The organism is Psychromonas sp. psych-6C06 (assembly GCF_002835465.1).
GTDB lineage: Bacteria > Pseudomonadota > Gammaproteobacteria > Enterobacterales > Psychromonadaceae > Psychromonas.
In genome coordinates this window covers 463,437-480,862 of the sequence record NZ_PIZM01000001.1, presented here as the reverse complement: position 1 = coordinate 480,862, position 17,426 = coordinate 463,437, and the positions used below count along the sequence as shown (strand labels likewise).

19 protein-coding genes are annotated in these 17,426 nt (G+C 38.5%); 8 read left to right on the top strand and 11 right to left on the bottom strand.

Features of this window, described 5'->3' with window-relative positions; all coding sequences use genetic code 11:
* Window positions 1-120: 120 nt before the first annotated feature.
* From CW745_RS02140 to hemH, 5 genes are all read left to right on the top strand, one after another.
* A complete protein-coding gene (locus CW745_RS02140; RefSeq protein WP_153069732.1) occupies window positions 121-936 on the top strand; it encodes a DUF6279 family lipoprotein in 816 nt (271 codons plus the stop codon).
* Window positions 937-1,257: 321 nt separating this feature from the next.
* Complete coding sequence (locus CW745_RS02135) at window positions 1,258-1,542, top strand: DUF3081 domain-containing protein (protein ID WP_101106812.1); 285 nt, start codon at window positions 1,258-1,260, stop codon at window positions 1,540-1,542.
* A gap of 48 nt (window positions 1,543-1,590) precedes the next feature.
* Window positions 1,591-2,199 (top strand): DedA family protein, encoded by a 609-nt coding sequence (locus CW745_RS02130; RefSeq protein WP_101106811.1) that lies wholly within the window; start codon window positions 1,591-1,593, stop codon window positions 2,197-2,199.
* Between the two features lie 30 nt (window positions 2,200-2,229).
* Window positions 2,230-2,982: a bifunctional 2-polyprenyl-6-hydroxyphenol methylase/3-demethylubiquinol 3-O-methyltransferase UbiG gene (gene ubiG, locus CW745_RS02125; RefSeq protein WP_101106809.1), complete on the top strand. Its 753-nt coding sequence runs from the start codon at window positions 2,230-2,232 to the stop codon at window positions 2,980-2,982.
* 187 nt (window positions 2,983-3,169) lie between these two features.
* Window positions 3,170-4,192, top strand: coding sequence for a ferrochelatase (gene hemH, locus CW745_RS02120; protein ID WP_101106807.1), 1,023 nt, complete (start codon window positions 3,170-3,172; stop codon window positions 4,190-4,192).
* Between the two features lie 39 nt (window positions 4,193-4,231).
* Here hemH and CW745_RS02115 read toward each other — a convergent pair whose 3' ends face one another.
* From CW745_RS02115 to CW745_RS02100, 4 genes are all read right to left on the bottom strand, one after another.
* On the bottom strand, window positions 4,232-4,522 hold the full coding sequence (locus tag CW745_RS02115) for a PilZ domain-containing protein (protein ID WP_101106805.1): 291 nt from the start codon (window positions 4,520-4,522) through the stop codon (window positions 4,232-4,234).
* A 93-nt stretch (window positions 4,523-4,615) separates the two neighbouring features.
* On the bottom strand, window positions 4,616-5,026 hold the full coding sequence (locus CW745_RS02110) for a thioesterase family protein (RefSeq protein WP_202973136.1): 411 nt from the start codon (window positions 5,024-5,026) through the stop codon (window positions 4,616-4,618).
* A 2-nt stretch (window positions 5,027-5,028) separates the two neighbouring features.
* Window positions 5,029-5,490, bottom strand: a complete 462-nt coding sequence (locus CW745_RS02105; protein WP_101106802.1) for a low molecular weight protein-tyrosine-phosphatase — start codon at window positions 5,488-5,490, stop codon at window positions 5,029-5,031.
* Window positions 5,487-6,032 (bottom strand): elongation factor P hydroxylase, encoded by a 546-nt coding sequence (locus tag CW745_RS02100; RefSeq protein WP_101106800.1) that lies wholly within the window; start codon window positions 6,030-6,032, stop codon window positions 5,487-5,489. The genes CW745_RS02105 and CW745_RS02100 overlap by 4 nt, the downstream gene beginning before the upstream one ends.
* A 79-nt stretch (window positions 6,033-6,111) precedes the next feature.
* Between CW745_RS02100 and pdxH the strand changes: the two genes are divergently transcribed.
* Entirely contained in the window at window positions 6,112-6,765 is a 654-nt protein-coding gene (gene pdxH, locus CW745_RS02095) for a pyridoxamine 5'-phosphate oxidase (protein ID WP_101106798.1), read from the top strand.
* 6 nt (window positions 6,766-6,771) lie between these two features.
* Here the strand turns inward: pdxH and CW745_RS02090 are convergent, their stop codons facing one another.
* From CW745_RS02090 to CW745_RS02070, 5 genes are all read right to left on the bottom strand, one after another.
* Entirely contained in the window at window positions 6,772-7,722 is a 951-nt protein-coding gene (locus CW745_RS02090; RefSeq protein ID WP_101106796.1) for a Solitary outer membrane autotransporter beta-barrel domain, read from the bottom strand.
* Window positions 7,719-9,116 carry a cobyric acid synthase gene (locus tag CW745_RS02085; protein ID WP_238596650.1) on the bottom strand — a complete coding sequence of 466 codons (1,398 nt, stop codon included), beginning with the start codon at window positions 9,114-9,116 and terminating at the stop codon, window positions 7,719-7,721. The genes CW745_RS02090 and CW745_RS02085 overlap by 4 nt, the downstream gene beginning before the upstream one ends.
* Window positions 9,117-9,182: 66 nt before the next feature.
* Window positions 9,183-10,232 (bottom strand): 3-deoxy-7-phosphoheptulonate synthase AroG, encoded by a 1,050-nt coding sequence (aroG, locus tag CW745_RS02080; RefSeq protein WP_101106794.1) that lies wholly within the window; start codon window positions 10,230-10,232, stop codon window positions 9,183-9,185.
* Window positions 10,233-10,289: 57 nt separating this feature from the next.
* Window positions 10,290-11,534, bottom strand: coding sequence for a molybdopterin molybdotransferase MoeA (gene moeA, locus CW745_RS02075; protein ID WP_101106792.1), 1,245 nt, complete (start codon window positions 11,532-11,534; stop codon window positions 10,290-10,292).
* Between the two features lie 126 nt (window positions 11,535-11,660).
* Entirely contained in the window at window positions 11,661-12,590 is a 930-nt protein-coding gene (locus CW745_RS02070) for a LysR family transcriptional regulator (RefSeq protein WP_101106790.1), read from the bottom strand.
* Window positions 12,591-12,780: 190 nt separating this feature from the next.
* On the opposite strand from CW745_RS02070, the gene CW745_RS02065 reads away from it, so the two are divergent.
* Window positions 12,781-13,995, top strand: a complete 1,215-nt coding sequence (locus CW745_RS02065) for a pyridoxal phosphate-dependent aminotransferase (RefSeq protein WP_101106788.1) — start codon at window positions 12,781-12,783, stop codon at window positions 13,993-13,995.
* Window positions 13,996-14,016: 21 nt separating this feature from the next.
* On the opposite strand, the gene CW745_RS02060 is transcribed toward CW745_RS02065, so the two are convergent.
* Entirely contained in the window at window positions 14,017-15,210 is a 1,194-nt protein-coding gene (locus CW745_RS02060) for a DEAD/DEAH box helicase (RefSeq protein WP_101106786.1), read from the bottom strand.
* Between the two features lie 301 nt (window positions 15,211-15,511).
* Between CW745_RS02060 and CW745_RS02055 the strand changes: the two genes are divergently transcribed.
* Window positions 15,512-15,823, top strand: a complete 312-nt coding sequence (locus CW745_RS02055; RefSeq protein ID WP_101106784.1) for an antibiotic biosynthesis monooxygenase — start codon at window positions 15,512-15,514, stop codon at window positions 15,821-15,823.
* Between the two features lie 187 nt (window positions 15,824-16,010).
* On the opposite strand, the gene proB is transcribed toward CW745_RS02055, so the two are convergent.
* Entirely contained in the window at window positions 16,011-17,135 is a 1,125-nt protein-coding gene (gene proB, locus CW745_RS02050; protein ID WP_101106782.1) for a glutamate 5-kinase, read from the bottom strand.
* Window positions 17,136-17,426: the final 291 nt, after the last annotated feature.

The following is a 17,426-nucleotide window of genomic DNA, read 5'->3' as shown; positions in this document are numbered from 1 at the left end:
AATTAGTATATTGCTGATTTTAGAGAGCATCGCGCTACTGACGATTGCACATAGTGACCTAAAGCGGAGTTAACCTTGGTTAAAAATAATTCATCACGATTACTCCTTATATGTTTTTTATTGTTGAGTCTATCAGCTTGCAGTTCTCGCCTTATTTACAATAATTTAGATTGGCTTACCTATTGGTACCTTGATGACTACATTGAATTGACCGATGAGCAAGAAGAGCGGTTTGATCCTATGTTAAATCGATTTTTAACTTGGCATAGAGAAAGTCAATTACAGCAATACAGTCAATTATTACAACGTATTAAAAAAGACGTGAATGATGGTATCAAAGAGCAAGATATAGCAGACTATATGGTTACCGTTAAACTCGCGTGGAAAGATATATTAATCCGATTAGAGCCTGACCTAGTTGATTTATCTTTCACATTAAGTGACCAGCAACTTAACCAGTTTTTGCAAGAGAGTGAGAACTATAATCTAGACAAAATAGCAGAGCAACAATCACTAAATCATCAGCAACGCCTTGATAAGCGACTTAAAATGATCACTAAACGTATAGAGTCCTATACTGGTAAACTCAGTGAGCCACAAAAAGCGTTGCTAAAACACAGTAATAATAATGTAATTTCTACTTTTGATGATTGGATAATATATCGACGTGCATGGGCCGAATCAATCCGATCAGCTTTTGACCTAAGATCTAATAAGGCTAAATTTGAGACACAAATAAGCAGTTCAATTTTGCATACTGATCGACTTCGTTCTGAAATTTTTTGGAAAAAAATAGAATACAATCAGCAACTTTGGATAGAAACTATGGTGCAGTTAGTGAACTCCTTAAGCACGAAGCAACGTAACGCACTAAACGATAAATTAGACAGCTTAATTGATGATTTGCAAACACTATCATCCTATTCAAAGAAGTAGCCATTTCACTTAAATACCTCTTTGCCTAAGTGGAGATCCATTTTCCTACCTACTTCGTATTTAATATCAATCGGATTAACTATGTGATCTAAATTTTGCATAGCAAAAGTGAATTAATTAATGGCGAAATTTAACGTAAATGGTTAGTCGCTTTACGAAAAATTCAACGGATAGAGCAAGTTGCGTGAATAAGTAATAGCTCGTCATTTCCATTTTTATTGTGATTGAAGGCAACGTATTTTATTTATTGTCATCTCACAAGATAGCTCAACTATCCATGCTAAATGGTATAACTAGAGCGCATAATTTAAGGGGTAATGTATGTATCTAGACAGACTAAAAAAACAGAACCTACTAGAAGTGTTTGATCTCATTACATCAAATGGCAATAAGGTTGATGGGGTTTATCAATTCGAAGACATTAATGCTTCCCATGACTTTGATGGTTATACATGTTGGTTAAGCTATCGAGATTTGACCGTTAGTTTACTGTTTCATGGCTCATACGATTTTCAATACGAGAATAAAGAAACACTCGAACAATTTTTCAAAAAAGTGTCCAACCTACTTAATAGCAAAAATCATAACGGTGATTTCGAAATTTAACTTTTTGTTAAACACCATACAATTTAATGATTAGTGGTACAGAGAAAAATGGAATCATTTTTAAACCAGATTAAAGACTATGGGCATATCATTTATTTTCTTTTATTTGTCTACTGCGCAATAAAAAGTGGCTGGTTGCCATTGTTTGCCGGATATGCCGCTTATAGTGATGCATTACATTTACCAATGGTGCTACTAGCTTGTTTATTCGGTGGTTATTTAGGTGATGAAATTCGTTTTTTTGTTGCACGAAAGTATGGCATAAAATGGCTCCAACACGATAATTTCATTGGAAAGTTATTTACTCGTGCACGTGAGTTATCTCATCGCTATGGTGTTATATATATGTATGTTTATCGCTACCCGAAAGGCTTGCGTACCATTGGCGCATTACCGGTCGGTTTAAGTGATATCAGCTGGTTAAAGTTCACCCTTTTAAATGCAAGTTCAGCACTACTCTGGGTGGTTTTATTGGTCGGAGGTGGGTATTTTTTTGGTTCCACAATGGATGCTTTTGCAGTGCAAACCTTAACATCCATCAGCGTGTTGATGCTTTGTATTTTTTTTATTACTTTATATCGGTTATGGCGAACAGATAAACAAATGATTTCTTCAGATATTAAATCTGTCCCTGTATTTAAGCATGACAAGCACTAGCTTGCGAAAATAACTTTAAAGGCAATCACAATGAGAGACATTGAAACAAATATTAATGTTGATGAGTCAGAAATAAAAAAATTTGAAGCAATGGCCGATCAATGGTGGGATCCTAACGGAAAATTTAAGCCATTGCACATGCTTAACCCTACCCGTTTAGCTTATATTATTGAGCAAATTTCATCACACTTTCAACTCTCTTCCCATTTATCAACTCCCTTTGATGGATTAAGTTTACTTGATATTGGTTGTGGCGGTGGCTTATTAAGTGAACCGATGGCGAAGTTAGGTGCTCAAGTTATCGGTGTAGATGCGACAGCTAAAAACATTCCTGTTGCTCAATATCATGCACAACAGTCCGGACTTGAGATAGATTATCGACATGGCTTTGCTACAACACTAATCGAAGAAGAAAGACGATTTGATGTGATTCTTAACATGGAAGTTGTTGAACATGTGCAGGATCCTAAAATGCTCCTTGCCGAATGTGCCTCATTGCTCAAGCCCGGAGGTTTATTGATATGCTCCACTATAAATCGTAATAGCCGAAGTTACTTAATTGCGATTATTGGCACAGAAAGAGTGATGCGCTGGTTACCCGTTGGGACACATCAATGGAAAAAGTTTATCACTCCCCGGGAGCTTAAACTAAAAATTGAATCTGCCGGCCTTACAAATATTAACTGTAAAGGTTTTGTTTTTAATCCTCTATTATGGAAGTGGTCAATTTCCAATCGAAATTTATCGGTTAACTATGTCACAGCAAGTACAAAATCACAGTAGCACCTACTGTAATATACTCCCTACCAACAATGACTTTACCGACCAACCTCAAACAATAAATAAAGCAGGGCATAATATATTCATTTATCTACGGCTAACATGATAAATTATCCGCGAGAGTGATCTATTCTGCACGATCACTCGTAGATATTTCTCTTTTCATTTTTATGCTCATAAGGAGCTATGTGTGTCGCGATTTTCAGGTATTACCGATAACCCTCATGAGGGACGTTTCCATCAAAAAACCGGCATCTTGCTGACTAATTTAGGGAGCCCAGATGCACCAACAACAAAAGCTGTTCGAACCTACCTAAGTGAATTCCTGTCCGACAGACGTATCGTTGAGATCCCGCGTTTATTATGGATGATTATTTTACACGGTATTATTTTAAGAGTTCGACCAAAACGCTCAGCAAAATTATATGACAGTATTTGGACCAAAGACGGATCGCCACTTACCCATATTACGCGTTTGCAACGTGATAAACTGAGCAAATATTTAAAACAGCAGGGCTATGAAAAAACCGAAGTAGTAATGGCAATGCGCTATGGTAATCCCTCCATTGAAGCAGGCCTTGAAGAGTTACGAGAAAAAGGTTACACAAGAATTGTTGTATTACCGCTCTACCCTCAGTACTCCAGTCCAACCACCGGTTCAACTTTTGATGCAATTGCGAAAGTATTAGCTAAATGGCGCTGGGTGCCTGAGTTGCATTTTATTAATGGCTACCATAAAAACAACACCTATATTGATGCCTTAGCAAACAGTATTAGTGAAGATTTACAAAAAAATGGTATGCCACAAAAACTCGTTTTCTCTTACCACGGAATGCCAAAACGTTTTCTGGATAATGGCGACCCATACCACTGCCTATGCCTACAAACAACCCGCCTAGTTATTGAGAAATTAGGCTTGGAAAAAGAACAAGTTATCAGTACATTCCAGAGCCGGTTTGGTAAAGCGGAGTGGTTAAAACCCTATACAGATGAAACGCTACAAAGTTTTCCTGAGCAAGGTATTAAAGATATTGCCATTATCAGCCCTGCATTCAGTGCCGATTGCTTAGAAACATTAGAAGAAATTGAAGGGGAAAATAGAGAGATATTTGAGCAGGCCGGTGGCGAAAAATACCGATACATCGCAGCTTTAAATGATCGTGATGACCACATTAATGCCCTTTTTGAAGTATTAAAGCCAAATCTCAGCTAAGCTGTTAACGCCAGCTTTAGCGCTGGCGTTAATTAATTTTTAGGTCATGTTAATAAATTTTACCGCAGCAACAAATTTATCTTCTTCGCAATCAATGCGTAATAAAGTTGCATCGGCATCTAAAGGTGGAAATCGCTCATCCTCGGTATCAAGTTTAATATGCACTTCATCTCCTGCTTGAAGACTCGCCTCGGTAAACGCAATGGACATGCCGGTACTACTTAAATCTTTACAAATACCTTTGAACTTTTGTGTGCCTTTGGTTATTTCAATCGGTACATCTAATTCCATACGACGAAATGAACGCTGATCATTCTGTGCAAAAAACATAACCTCTCCCAATAAAATTCACTTGTTAATAAAGTGGATTAAAGCGATTCAAGGTGCAAGTTTATTCGCTCTTTTTTTGAACGGTTTGAGAGCTTAAACATTATTTTCTGCTAAGTAATCACGTATTTCATCAGGTAAAGGCTGTAAGCGTTTATCTTTATCCAGACAAACCATTTCAATATCGCCTATCACAGCGGCTTTATTTGCGCCAGGACGCCAAACTTCTTGCCGCCATAGGGTTTTGTATTTTCCATCCAAATCAAAACTGGTTCGAATATCGCACACTTCTGCAAATTCAACCCCATCTTGAAAAGTCATGTTTGCTTTATATACGGCAAAACCAAGCCCTTTCTCACGCCACAGTTTATCTAATCTTGCGCTATCGATTACATGCTCGCGTGCACGTTCAAAATATTTTAGAAAGTTAGGGTGATAAACAACCCCAGAGTGGTCTGTATCTTCATAATAAATTTGTACCTCATGATGATAAACTTTTCTGCTCACAATTAGCCCTCATTAATCATTTTTGTCAATAGCTCTACAGATGCATCTTCAAGTAAATCTAACACCAGTTCAAAGCCCGCTTCTCCACCGTAGTAGGGATCGGGTATCTGATCCGTTTCAGCTTGTGCATAGCTTAAAAATAACGATATTTTATGCTGTAGATGGTCAGGACAAATCGTTTTTAAATCTTCAACATTACTGTTGTCAGCAGCTAAAATAAGATCGAAATATTGAAAATCTTGTTCTCTGACTTGTCGCGAGGTAATGCCTTTAAAACTGTATCCACGCGCTTCACCGGCTGCCATGGAACGTTTATCAGGTGCATTACCTTGATGATGATTAATCGTTCCCGCTGAATCTATCTCTATTTCAATGTTCATTTTTTTCGCCGTTGTGCGCAATACGGCTTCCGCTGTTGGCGAACGACAAATATTTCCTAAACAAACAACTAATATTTTTTTCATCTTTCCATTCCTACATAATTAAACATCGCAGTACACAGAGGCTTAGTGTTATAAAAAGCAGAGCAGGCTTTAATGAGTTGCTCAGTTCGCGCTGCAAAACCATGCTCTAAATAGCTTAACAGTTGCCTATGTACTTTGTGTTTAAAGCTAAGGCGATCTATTTCAATACCGCTTAGATTGTCGGCACTAACATCAAACTCAAAACCGCAACTCATGGCAACCGCCCACTCAATAGCTTGTGGAACGACCTCCACTTTTTCAAATTCAGCTTGTTGGGCAGCATTTCGACCGTCCGGCTCATACCAGTAGCCATAATCTTCAAGAAGACGACGTTGCTCCCCAGCGACTAACCAATGTGCAATCTCATGCAACGCACTAGCATAAAAACCATGAGCAAAGATAATACGGTGATAAGCGTATTGATCATTTGCAGGGAGGTAGATAGGTTCATCATCTCCACAAACTAAACGCGTATTAAAAGTAGTGAAAAAGGTCGATTCAAATATTTCAATTAAATCTTGGTAGTGGAATACATTAGACAAAGTGATTAACCGATTAAACGTTGTATTATTTTAATTAAATTATACACTTGGGATAACTTAATTTATAGAAGAAGATCTCATGTCAATTTTGAATAAGATACGTTGTGCATTGACCCTTGGACAAGGCCTATTAATTGAAAATAAAGCGCTGCATACTACCGATGATCCCATTGCTTTTTTCAAAAATTGGCTAAAAGAAGCGCAACATAGTGGCATCATATTACCTGAATCGATGTCTGTTTCTAGTTGTACCGCAGAGGGGCGTCCATCATCACGCATGGTGCTGTTAAAGGAGGTCGATGAAAAAGGCTTTGTATTCTTCACCAATTATAACAGCCGTAAAGCAAGTGAATTAGAAGCAAATCCATTTGCTGCACTGCTATTTCATTGGAATATGTTACAACGCCAGGTCCGTATTGAAGGACGCATTGAACGTATTAGTGAGCAAGAGTCTGCAGATTATTTCCATAGTCGTGGTCGTGGTAGCCAAATTGGAGCTTGGGCTTCACATCAAAGTGATCCGCTTGAAAGCCGAGAAGTATTAGCCGAACGGGTCAAAATGTATGAACAAAAATTTAAAGGGCAAACCATTCCATTACCAGAGTTCTGGGGGGGATACCGTGTTGTTCCCGAGAGAATTGAGTTTTGGCAAGGTAAGGCAGACAGATTACACGATCGATTTATTTATGAGCCAAATAGCAACGGTTGGAATATCACTCGCTTGAATCCATAATAGCTGTTACTCGTTGTAATAAAGTACAATGGTGCCACCGCTAATTGAACTACCATAATTAAGATTAAAACCGATACCAACATTATCTAAAAAGGGAATTTTATTGTTGGTATCAATGATCCAACCAACGCTAGTCTCATAATAAAAACCATGATCAGAGATACCCGATAAGTCACCTCCAATGTCAATGCGCTTAAGGTCAAAGGCAATATGATCCGATGCTCCCCACATTTTAGGAATATCGAACTTAAATTCGACACCATTGGTTACCCGCCATCCTTCCGGTTGAACCTCATTGATATTTTTTGAACTGCCACCGATCCCCTGTCCAATTAAATAATGGTTACTATTGTGAACAGTCCAACTTCCCCAGCTCTGTTGTTGCCTATACCCTAAATTAATTACCGGCTCTAACATTAATACCGTTGCGGAGGTATTGAAAATATGTCCATCTAGTATTTCACTGATTTCGGGTGGAAAGCCATCACTATAATTGTACTTGTTGCGGTAATATGAAAGATGCGTGCCCAAGGCTAAGCCTGCGAATAAATGTTCAGTAAACTGATAATGTTGCACATATTGTACAAAGGCCCCTATAACCTGTTCATGTTTAAAATTGGTATAACCCTGAAGGGGCTCTGTATTTCGTGCAACTTCAATATATGAAGCGCGCATATTTATGTTATGTTGCCAATTATCACTGACATCATTGAGTTGCCATTGATAGGGAAGGACAAAGATATCGATACTTTTTTTAAAATCTAAACGTTTTTGCGAATCAAGATCATACTCAAACTTAAAATTCGCAATACCAAAAGTCAAAGCATCACTGTCAGTCATTAACGTGCTGACAGCCAATGCTTTTTCTAGTGCTTTAACGCCTATATTTTCAACAGCAAAACATGCCGTTGGTAGTAAGTAAAGGACAGTTACAACATGAAGGATAAGTGGCTTCATAACCAACCATGCTTCTCAAACATTTGAGCGAGTTTATCTAGCTCTGTTTGTAAATGTGCCGTCCATTGCAGGCCATTTTCATGCCCGCCGACTTGGCGCATAAACCAATCATAGAAAGGTTTATTCTCAAAAGCACCGTGCAAATAGGTAGTATATACATTCGCTGATTGCCAGCCTAAATGCTCTTCCATGAATACTGTTACATCTTTACCAATTGTCGTGTCGCCATGATGAATTTCATAACCTTTAATATCTGTATTTTGCCATTTGATGGTAGTTTGCTTTGTAGATTTTTCAGCTTGTAGAGTCGTCGAAAGTGCAATTAACCCTAAACCAGATTGATTTCCACCTTCTAAATTCAAAGGGTCAAAGATATTATCTCCCAAGATCTGTAATCCACCGCAAATACCTAAAATAAGTTTACCTGAAGCTTTAAACTGTTTAATTGATGTTGCTAATCCAGTTTGCTTTAAAAACTGTAAACTGGCACCACTGTTTTTACTACCGGGTAAAATAAGCGCATCAAAATGACTCAAATCAATATCTTTAGTGATCGGCACTAAGTTAATATCATCTTGATAAATCAGCGGATCAAACTCATCCATGTTAGAGGCATATGGGTAATACAAAATACCAATATTTATTTTCCCTCTCTGCCATGTTGTACCTAAACGAAAACTGTCCTCTTCGGGTAATTGATGTCGATAATAGGGTAAATTTGCAACCGTAGGAATACCGGTTTTCTGTTCGAGCCAATCCATCGCATTACCGAGTAATGCAGGATCGCCACGGAATTTATTAAGTACAAAACCTTTAATGAGTTTTTGCTCTTCGACACTTAAACAAGCCCATGTCCCAAGCAAGTGTGCAAAAGAACCACCGCGATCAATATCTGAAACTAAATAGACATCAGCCTGACATTCAAGCGCGACAGACATATTAACGATATCCCCCTCGCGAAGGTTAATCTCAGCAGGGCTACCAGCCCCTTCTATAACAACCTGATCGAACGCTTCAATCAATTGATGAAGTGATTTTTGCACCTCAGGCCATACTAACCGTTTTCGATCCATCCAAGGTAATTGACTGATTTCATTATTAACCTTGCCGTTAATAATCACTTGGCTTTGTGTATCAGCACTCGGTTTTAACAACACCGGATTCATTAATACACTCGGTTGTGCCTTAGCAGCTAACGCCTGTAAATATTGTGCCCGCCCAATCTCTAAACCATCTTGAGTAATAGCAGCATTATTACTCATATTTTGTGCTTTAAAGGGTGCAACCTTCACACCACGATTTGCTAATAAACGACAAATTGCTGTAACTACCAATGATTTCCCCGCATCACTGGTGCAACCGAGGATCATAATCGGTCTATTTTTTTGTTTCATAGGAGCACTTCTTATAGGCAAAAAAAAGCACCGCCAAAGCAGTGCTTAACAAATCATTCAGAAAGATTAACCGCGACGTGCAATCACTGCTTCTGATAACTGTGCAAGTAATGATTCAGTATCAGCCCAACCAATACATGCATCAGTGATACTTTGGCCATAGTTAGCGGCTTTACCATCAACTAGGTCTTGACGACCTTCTACAATATGACTCTCAACCATTACGCCAGAAATTGCTTTATCACCACCAGCAATTTGACCACAAACATCAGTACAAACTTTCATTTGGTTCTCAAATTTCTTTTCTGAGTTAGCATGGCTAAAGTCGATCATTAATGTTTCTTCAAGACCAGACTTTTTAAGGTCAGATTTGATTGCAGCAACATCTGCAGCACTATAGTTTGGTGCTTTACCACCACGTAAAATGATATGACAATCTGGATTACCTGATGTTTCAACAATCGCACTGTGACCAAATTTATTGACTGATAAAAAATGGTGAGAAGCATTAGCTGCACCAATTGCATCTACCGCAACTTTGATAGTGCCATCTGTACCATTTTTGAAACCAACAGGGCAAGAGATACCAGATGCTAATTCACGATGAACTTGTGATTCAGTAGTACGAGCACCAATCGCGCCCCAAGTCATTAAATCACCCACGTATTGTGGAGTGATCATATCCAAAAATTCAGTAGCTGCAGGGAGTCCCATTGCATTAATATCAAGTAATAATTTACGACCTGTACGTAAACCTTTATTAATATTAAAAGTGCCGTTTAATTCCGGATCATTAATTAGCCCTTTCCAACCTACTGTAGTACGTGGTTTTTCAAAATAAACACGCATAACTACTTCTAAGCTATCTTTATATTTTTCACGAAGTGGCGCTAATTTACTTGCGTAGTCTAATGCTGCTTCTGTGTCATGAATTGAACATGGTCCAATAATCACTAATACACGATCATCTTTTCCGCTTAAAATTTGGCTGATCGCTTGACGAGATCCAGACACTGTTTTTTTAATCGCTTGCGTTGCAGGAAATTTTTCTAACAACGCAATAGGTGGTAAAAGCTCTTTAATTGCTGTGATATGTACATCATCTGTTTTAATCATTTTCTATTCCTAATATTTCAATGTAATTTTAATTTTTATAATTTGCTTAATATACTTTTAATCCATTAAAGCATTGTAAGGTTCGATAGTGACCGTCTCACCTATCTCCACATCGCCTCTCTCTTGTTCAAGCACAATAAAACAGTTTGATTGGCTCATCGAACTAAAGACACCTGAGCCTTGGCTACCCGTTGTACTGACAACCAGTTGCCCATTTTTATTGACGCTGTAAACCGCACGTTGAAAATCGGTACGTCCAGCCGCCTTTCTTAATTTATCCGTCGTCAGTGCATTAAAGCGAATTGCAGGTTTTGCATTGAAACCCGCCATCGTCGCCATGGTTGGCACTGCTAACTGATACAGAGTGACCATAGCTGAAACAGGGTTACCTGGCAACCCAAAAAATTGGCTGTTTGGCAGTTTACCAAAGGCAAAGGGCTTACCGGGTTTAATCGCTAGTTTCCAAAAACCAATTTCTCCTAGTTCAGCTAACACCTCTTTTATAAAATCAGCCTCTCCGACAGAAACTCCACCACTGGTGATAACTACATCTGCTTGATTATCAGCCGACTTTATCGCATTCGAAATCGCGGCAAGGTCATCTTTTATAATTCCAAAATCAATAATTTCAACATTTAAGCGTGATAACAACGCTATAATACTGTATCGATTACTGTCATAGATATCCCCTTCCTGTAATGTTTCACCTAAGTTTTTAAGCTCATCACCTGAAGAGATCACAGCGACTTTCAATTTGCGAAAAACACAAACTTCATGCATGCCCAAAGATGCAATCAACGGAATATCGCGAGGCGTTAATTTATGCCCAATCGATAATACCGTTTCCCCTTGCTTAATATCTTCACCCGCATTACGGACATTATCACCAAGTTTGGGTACATGACTAAAAGTAATTAAATCATTGTTTGCTTGAGCACGCTCCTGCATTATTACCGTGTCTGCACAGCTAGGTAAGACCGCCCCCGTCATAATTCGTATGCAACAACCGGGAGGAAGTTCCCCTGTATAGGGTTTACCAGCAAAGGATTTCCCTACCATTTTTAAGGTAATAGGCTGATTTTTAGCGCTCTTAAAATCAGCGATGTTAACAGCATAACCATCCATCGCAGAGTTATTAAATGAAGGTACATTACTAGGGGATTTAATATTTTCAGAGAGTGCAAAACCTAGAGCACTTGATAGGGGTAAGGTGATGCTTTCACATACATTTGTTACCGAAGATTGTAACTTTGTTAATGCGTCTTCGAGGGGCATTAACCCTTTAGTATCACAGCAACCCATTAAATTCGTATCCCTTTAAATAATTAGTCAATAATTGTGACTTTTTATTCTAAACACTGCAAACCGATATCAACAAAAACCCGCTTAGGATCAAGATTAACCCTATTAATACAATGAAGTGCTGAATTATTCAGCAGGTTCGTTGGCGCCTTTAATACCTCGTAGGTGTTTAAAACAACTATCAATGGCCGTTTTGATAAAGTCTTGTAAGTACGCGAGCTCTTTTTGCTCTTCTCGCACAGCCGCATAAAGCGTATTCCATAATCCATCTTTTCCTAATTTACGCGCAACAACATAATCTTTTTTCAGATATTCAAACAATGCCCAATTAGGCAATCCTGCAACACCTCTTCCACTTGCCACAAGCTGTAACATCATCAGAGTCATATCAGCATGGCGGATTTTAGCTGGTGAAATACCTGCAGGCGTCAAAAATTGATTGAAAATATCTAACCGCTCAATCTCCACAGGATAAGTAATTAAGGTTTCCTGCGCTAACTGCTCAGCTTCAATAAAGGTATTATTAGCGAGCCGATGATGGCGGCTTAATGCCAGCATTGGCTGGTAGCGAAATAATGGAATATAGCTTATTCCTTCAATGGGCTGTGGATCTGAAGTCACCACTAAATCTAAATTACCTCGCTTTAATGCAGGTAACGGCAAAAAACTAAAACCACTAGAAAAATCTAGTTCAACTTCTGGCCAGCTATCACGAAAGCTATCTATGGCTGGCATTAACCACTGAAAACAAGAGTGACATTCTACCGCCATGTGCAAACGCCCTGCATCACCTGATACAAAGCGCGAAAGATCCCGCTCAGCACTGCTGATTTCTGGCAAAACACTATCGGCAAGATCTAATAATCTTAACCCCGCAACAGTAAAACGAATTGGACGAGATTTACGAATAAATAATGAGCAGTTTAGTCGTCCTTCTAACTCTTTAAGTTGATGTGACAGCGCCGATTGCGTGAGATGTAACTGTCGCGCGGCCTCCACTAAGCTACCTGTATTGTTTAACGTAGTTAAGGTGCGCAGGTGTTTAATTTCAATCATAAAAAGCCTTTGAATGAGTTTTGTGCATCACAAGTTGAAAAAAACTAATAATAACAGCAAGAATCCACCGATGTCGCCTTTATTTACTTCACAGCAACAATATTATCAGGTAGTTTACTTATTCGTTATTTGTAACTACTTCATGGATTGTATGTAGTTACTGTTTGCTGAAATATTCTCAGAGGTTGCCATGTATTCCATTAATAGATCCTTCAAATTAGACAATGTATGTTATGACATTCGTGGGCCAGTGCTTAAACAAGCCCAAAAATTAGAAGAGGAAGGCAAGCGCATTCTAAAGTTGAATATTGGTAATCCAGCCCCTTTTGGCTTTGAAGCCCCAGAAGAGGTCCTTATGGATGTCATTAAAAATTTGCCACAAAGTCAAGGCTACTGTGACAGCAAAGGTTTATTTTCAGCACGTAAAGCGGTAATGCAACACTATCAAGGTAAGGGATTATTATCTTTAGATACTGATGACATTTATATTGGTAATGGCGTCAGTGAACTGATTGTAATGGCGTTACAAGCACTGCTTAATAACGGTGATGAATTATTAGTGCCTGCGCCTGATTATCCATTATGGACCGCATCAACAAATCTTGCTGGCGGCAAAGCGGTACATTACGTTTGTGATGAAGAATCGGATTGGTTTCCTGATATCGATGATATTAAGTCTAAAATAACCTCAAGAACAAAAGGTATTGTGTTAATTAACCCTAACAATCCTACAGGTGCTGTTTACTCAAAAGAGTTATTAGAGCAAATTGTTGAGCTTGCTCGACAACATAATCTGATCGTTTTCTCCGATGAAATTTACTCAAAAATTGTCTACGACGATGCACAGCATATTCCACTCGCCACGCTTGCAGATGATATTTTAATTGTCACCTTTGATGGATTATCAAAAGCGTATCGTGTTTGTGGGTTCCGTGTTGGCTGGATGATGATAAGTGGGGCTAAACGTCAGGCGCGTGATTACATCTCCGGTATTGAAATATTGGCGAGTATGCGGCTATGTGCCAATGTACCGATGCAACACGCGATTCAAACTTCACTTGGTGGCTATCAAAGTATCAACGAATTGATTATTCCGGGTGGGCGTTTGTACGAACAAACTCAAGGTGCCTGGAAACTGCTTAACGACATTCCAGGCATCACCTGTAACAAACCCAAAGGCGCGTTATATCTCTTCCCTAAACTGGATCATAAAAAGTTCAATATCAAAGATGATCAACGTTTCGCGATGGATCTCTTAATGCAAGAAAAAATCCTCATAGTACAAGGGACCGGTTTTAACTGGCATAAACCTGACCATTTCAGAATTGTGTGTTTGCCACGTATGGATGAATTAAGCACAGCAATTAAGAAAATTGGTCATTTCTTAGAAGATTACCGCCAGTAATAGCAATCGAATTAAGGTTAATTAGCGTCTGCGTTTTGCCGGCGCTTTTTTCGGCTTCCAATTTAAATCTGATTTGGGTAGCTCTGCACGTGGCTCAAAACCAGCTACAACTCGTCGCTCGATTATTTCACCCAAACGCTTTTCGATATAACATAAGCTTCTAAAATCATCACGTGAGACTAACGAGATGGCTTCACCCGTCGCCCCTGCACGCCCTGTGCGGCCAATTCGATGCACATAATCATCCGCTTGATCAGGAAGATCATAGTTAATCACGAGATTCAGGTTATCGATATCGATACCACGTGACGCAACACCTGTGGCGATAAGGTATTGTAATTTACCTGCTTTAAAATCTTCTAATAGTTGCTCTCGCACCGCCTGACTTCTCCCACTATGAAACGACTCAGTTTTAATATCACGCTTTTCAAGTTGGCTAACAAGTTTTGCTGCACCGCGCTTAGTTTCAATAAAAATAAGCGCTTGAGGCCAATCATGCTCTTGCATGAGTTGACTCAGTAAGGCTGACTTTTTATCTTTATCAACAGGAATAATCCATTGATTAATTTTAGGCTTACTACTCGCTGATTTAATAGTAATTTCAGAGGGGTTTTCCAGAATTGTTTTAGCTAAAAAACGTACTTGTTTAGACATGGTAGCTGAAAACAATAAGTTTTGGCGTTGCTCTGGTAATTTTTCAACAACTTTATTAATGTCACCGATAAAGCCCATATCTAACATGCGATCAGCTTCATCTAAAACCAATACTTCAACTTCATCGAAATGAATAGCACGTTGCGTATACATATCTAATAATCGCCCTGGTGTGGCAACCAAAATATCAACACCGTCGATTAACGCTTCTTTTTGTGGCTCATCATCAACACCTCCATACATCGCTAATGAGGCAAGTGCTAAATGCTGACTGTATGCCTTCACATTCGCTTCAACTTGAATAGCTAATTCACGGGTGGGAGTTAAAATCAATGCACGGATGCGCTTAGCACGTACTGGTGGCGCATCTTGTAGATTTTGTAAAATAGGTAAAACAAAACTTGCCGTTTTTCCGGTTCCTGTTTCTGCAGCTGCAATAATATCCTTGCCACTACAAATAATAGGGATCGTTTTTGCTTGGATTGGCGTAGGTTTTTCGTAACCTTGTTCTTGTATTGCTTGTAAAATGGGTTTACTTAATCCAAGTTTAGAAAATTGCATCTGATGTCTCTGTTTATAGTACGAAAATAATTGTTACGCAGTATACCTTAAAATAACGACAAGCATCTCTTCACATTCAAGATATCGTCTATGGTTAGACAAGTTGGTGACTTTTATAATTTAGATTGTATTCAACACAACCCGTTTTGAGTAAGTTTAATGAAATATAGATTAACAACACTTAAAAGGGGTAAGCTTATATAAAAAATCAACCAATACTTTAATCAGCTAAGCTTGTATCTTTACTTACTCATTAACATTGAAGATATTCATAAAGTAAAATAATAGGGATCAACTACAAATGATAGCTAACACCCCAACACCTCCTTACTATGCAGTTATCTTTACTTCTACACGTACTAAAGGTGATAATGGATACGAAAAAATGGCAGCAAGAATGCTATCACTTGCTACTGAGCAAAAAGGCTTTCTAGGAATAGAGTCTGCACGAGAAGACCTTGGTATTAGTGTCTCTTATTGGTCCGACCTCGAAGCAATTAAGCTGTGGAAAGCTAACTCTGAACACCTACAAGCACAAAAAATGGGTCGTAAAAGTTGGTACGCTGATTTTAAACTACGTATCTCAAAAGTAGAACGAGATTATAGAATCTAAGGGAGGTAAACACGGGTTCTGTTAAGCTTTGTAGTTTTATTTTGCAACTAATATTGGCTTAACACAACACAGTTTGCATGTGGTTCTATTTGCTTTAGTTAAAAAGAAAACAACGCCGCTATAGATATTAAAAAGTGTGCAGGCTTTAAGCCTGCACACTTGCAATTAATCAAGAAATCGAAGCCCCTTAGACAGGCTGGCCTTCTTCTTCATCTTGATTTAAATATGCGATATTCTTATCTGAAATAACCGGCCCAGTATGATGCTGAAAATCATTATCTTCATCGTTATCATGAGTTGTAATAAAGTTAAGCAAACAGCTACTATATTTTGATTCTGCCTTAGCGAGATGTGTACCGTCATCGCTACTTACAAGAATCGTATCACCGACTGAAAAATCACCACGAACTTCAACAATTTCATTACTAGTAAACTGCTCACTATTTTCATCGAAAGGTGAATTACTATCAGCTTCAATAATCAACTCCCCCTGCGCTTTAGCGGTGTGTGTCATCCAGTGTAAATCATCTTTCATCGGTCTTTGGTAGGGCTTAAAGTAAGTACCAGGATTATTACCACTGATTAATTCTTCAAAAGAGTGCTCATTAAATCCATTAATAATATAAGTGCTTACACCATGAGAGATAGCTTTTTCTGCAGCTTCAATCTTGGTTTTCATACCTCCAGTACCTACACTACTATGTGCACCACCAGCCATTGCGTATATATCTTGATCGATAGCATCAACTTCTTTAATTAATACCGCATCATCATGTGTATGTGGGTTTTTATTATACAATCCATCAATATCAGAACAGATGATCAAGGAGTCTGCATCAGCAGCGGCTGCTACCATAGCCGATAGGTTATCATTATCACCTACTTTTAACGCATCGGTAGTCACCACATCATTTTCATTCACAACAGGTAAAATACCTGCATCTAATAATGCAAACAGCGTTTCACGAATACTGTCATAGCGCTCTCTATCACGAAGATCACCATGGGTTAATAAAATTTGTGCTGATGGAAAGTCAAAAAAGCGATCCCAAGCAGCCATCATCTCATTCTGACCAGCGGCAGCCATTGCTTTTTTAATTGCTAAAGAAGGGTTTTCGATATTATTGAAGAAGTGTGCACCGGCGGCAACAGATCCGGAAGAGACAAGAATCACTTGGATGCCCATATCTCTGCATTGCAGGATAAATTTTGCTATATGGAGAAGATAACGGGAGCTACATCCTTTGCGTTCTGGGGCGATTAATGCACTACCTACTTTTAATACGATTCTATTCCATTTATTGTTTTTCATGTTTCCTCTTTTACTCAAAGCTTACTCTTTTTATATGTAACAGGTTCATCGCAAGAGTAATAAGCGACTTTTACAGTAATACTGTTTGTAAGTGATTTTTTTATTTTTAAAACGTGCGTTTTGAAGACGGGCAATTTTATAGAGATATAAAAATCTACTAGTTAAGACACACTAGTATTCCCTGTATTTGATGAGTTGGACGTTAGTATACCCTAAAAATCAGCTAAATTTCCAACCAAAATCCCCGATAAGCACAATTTGAGTATAAAAACAGCAAGATAAGTCAGACAC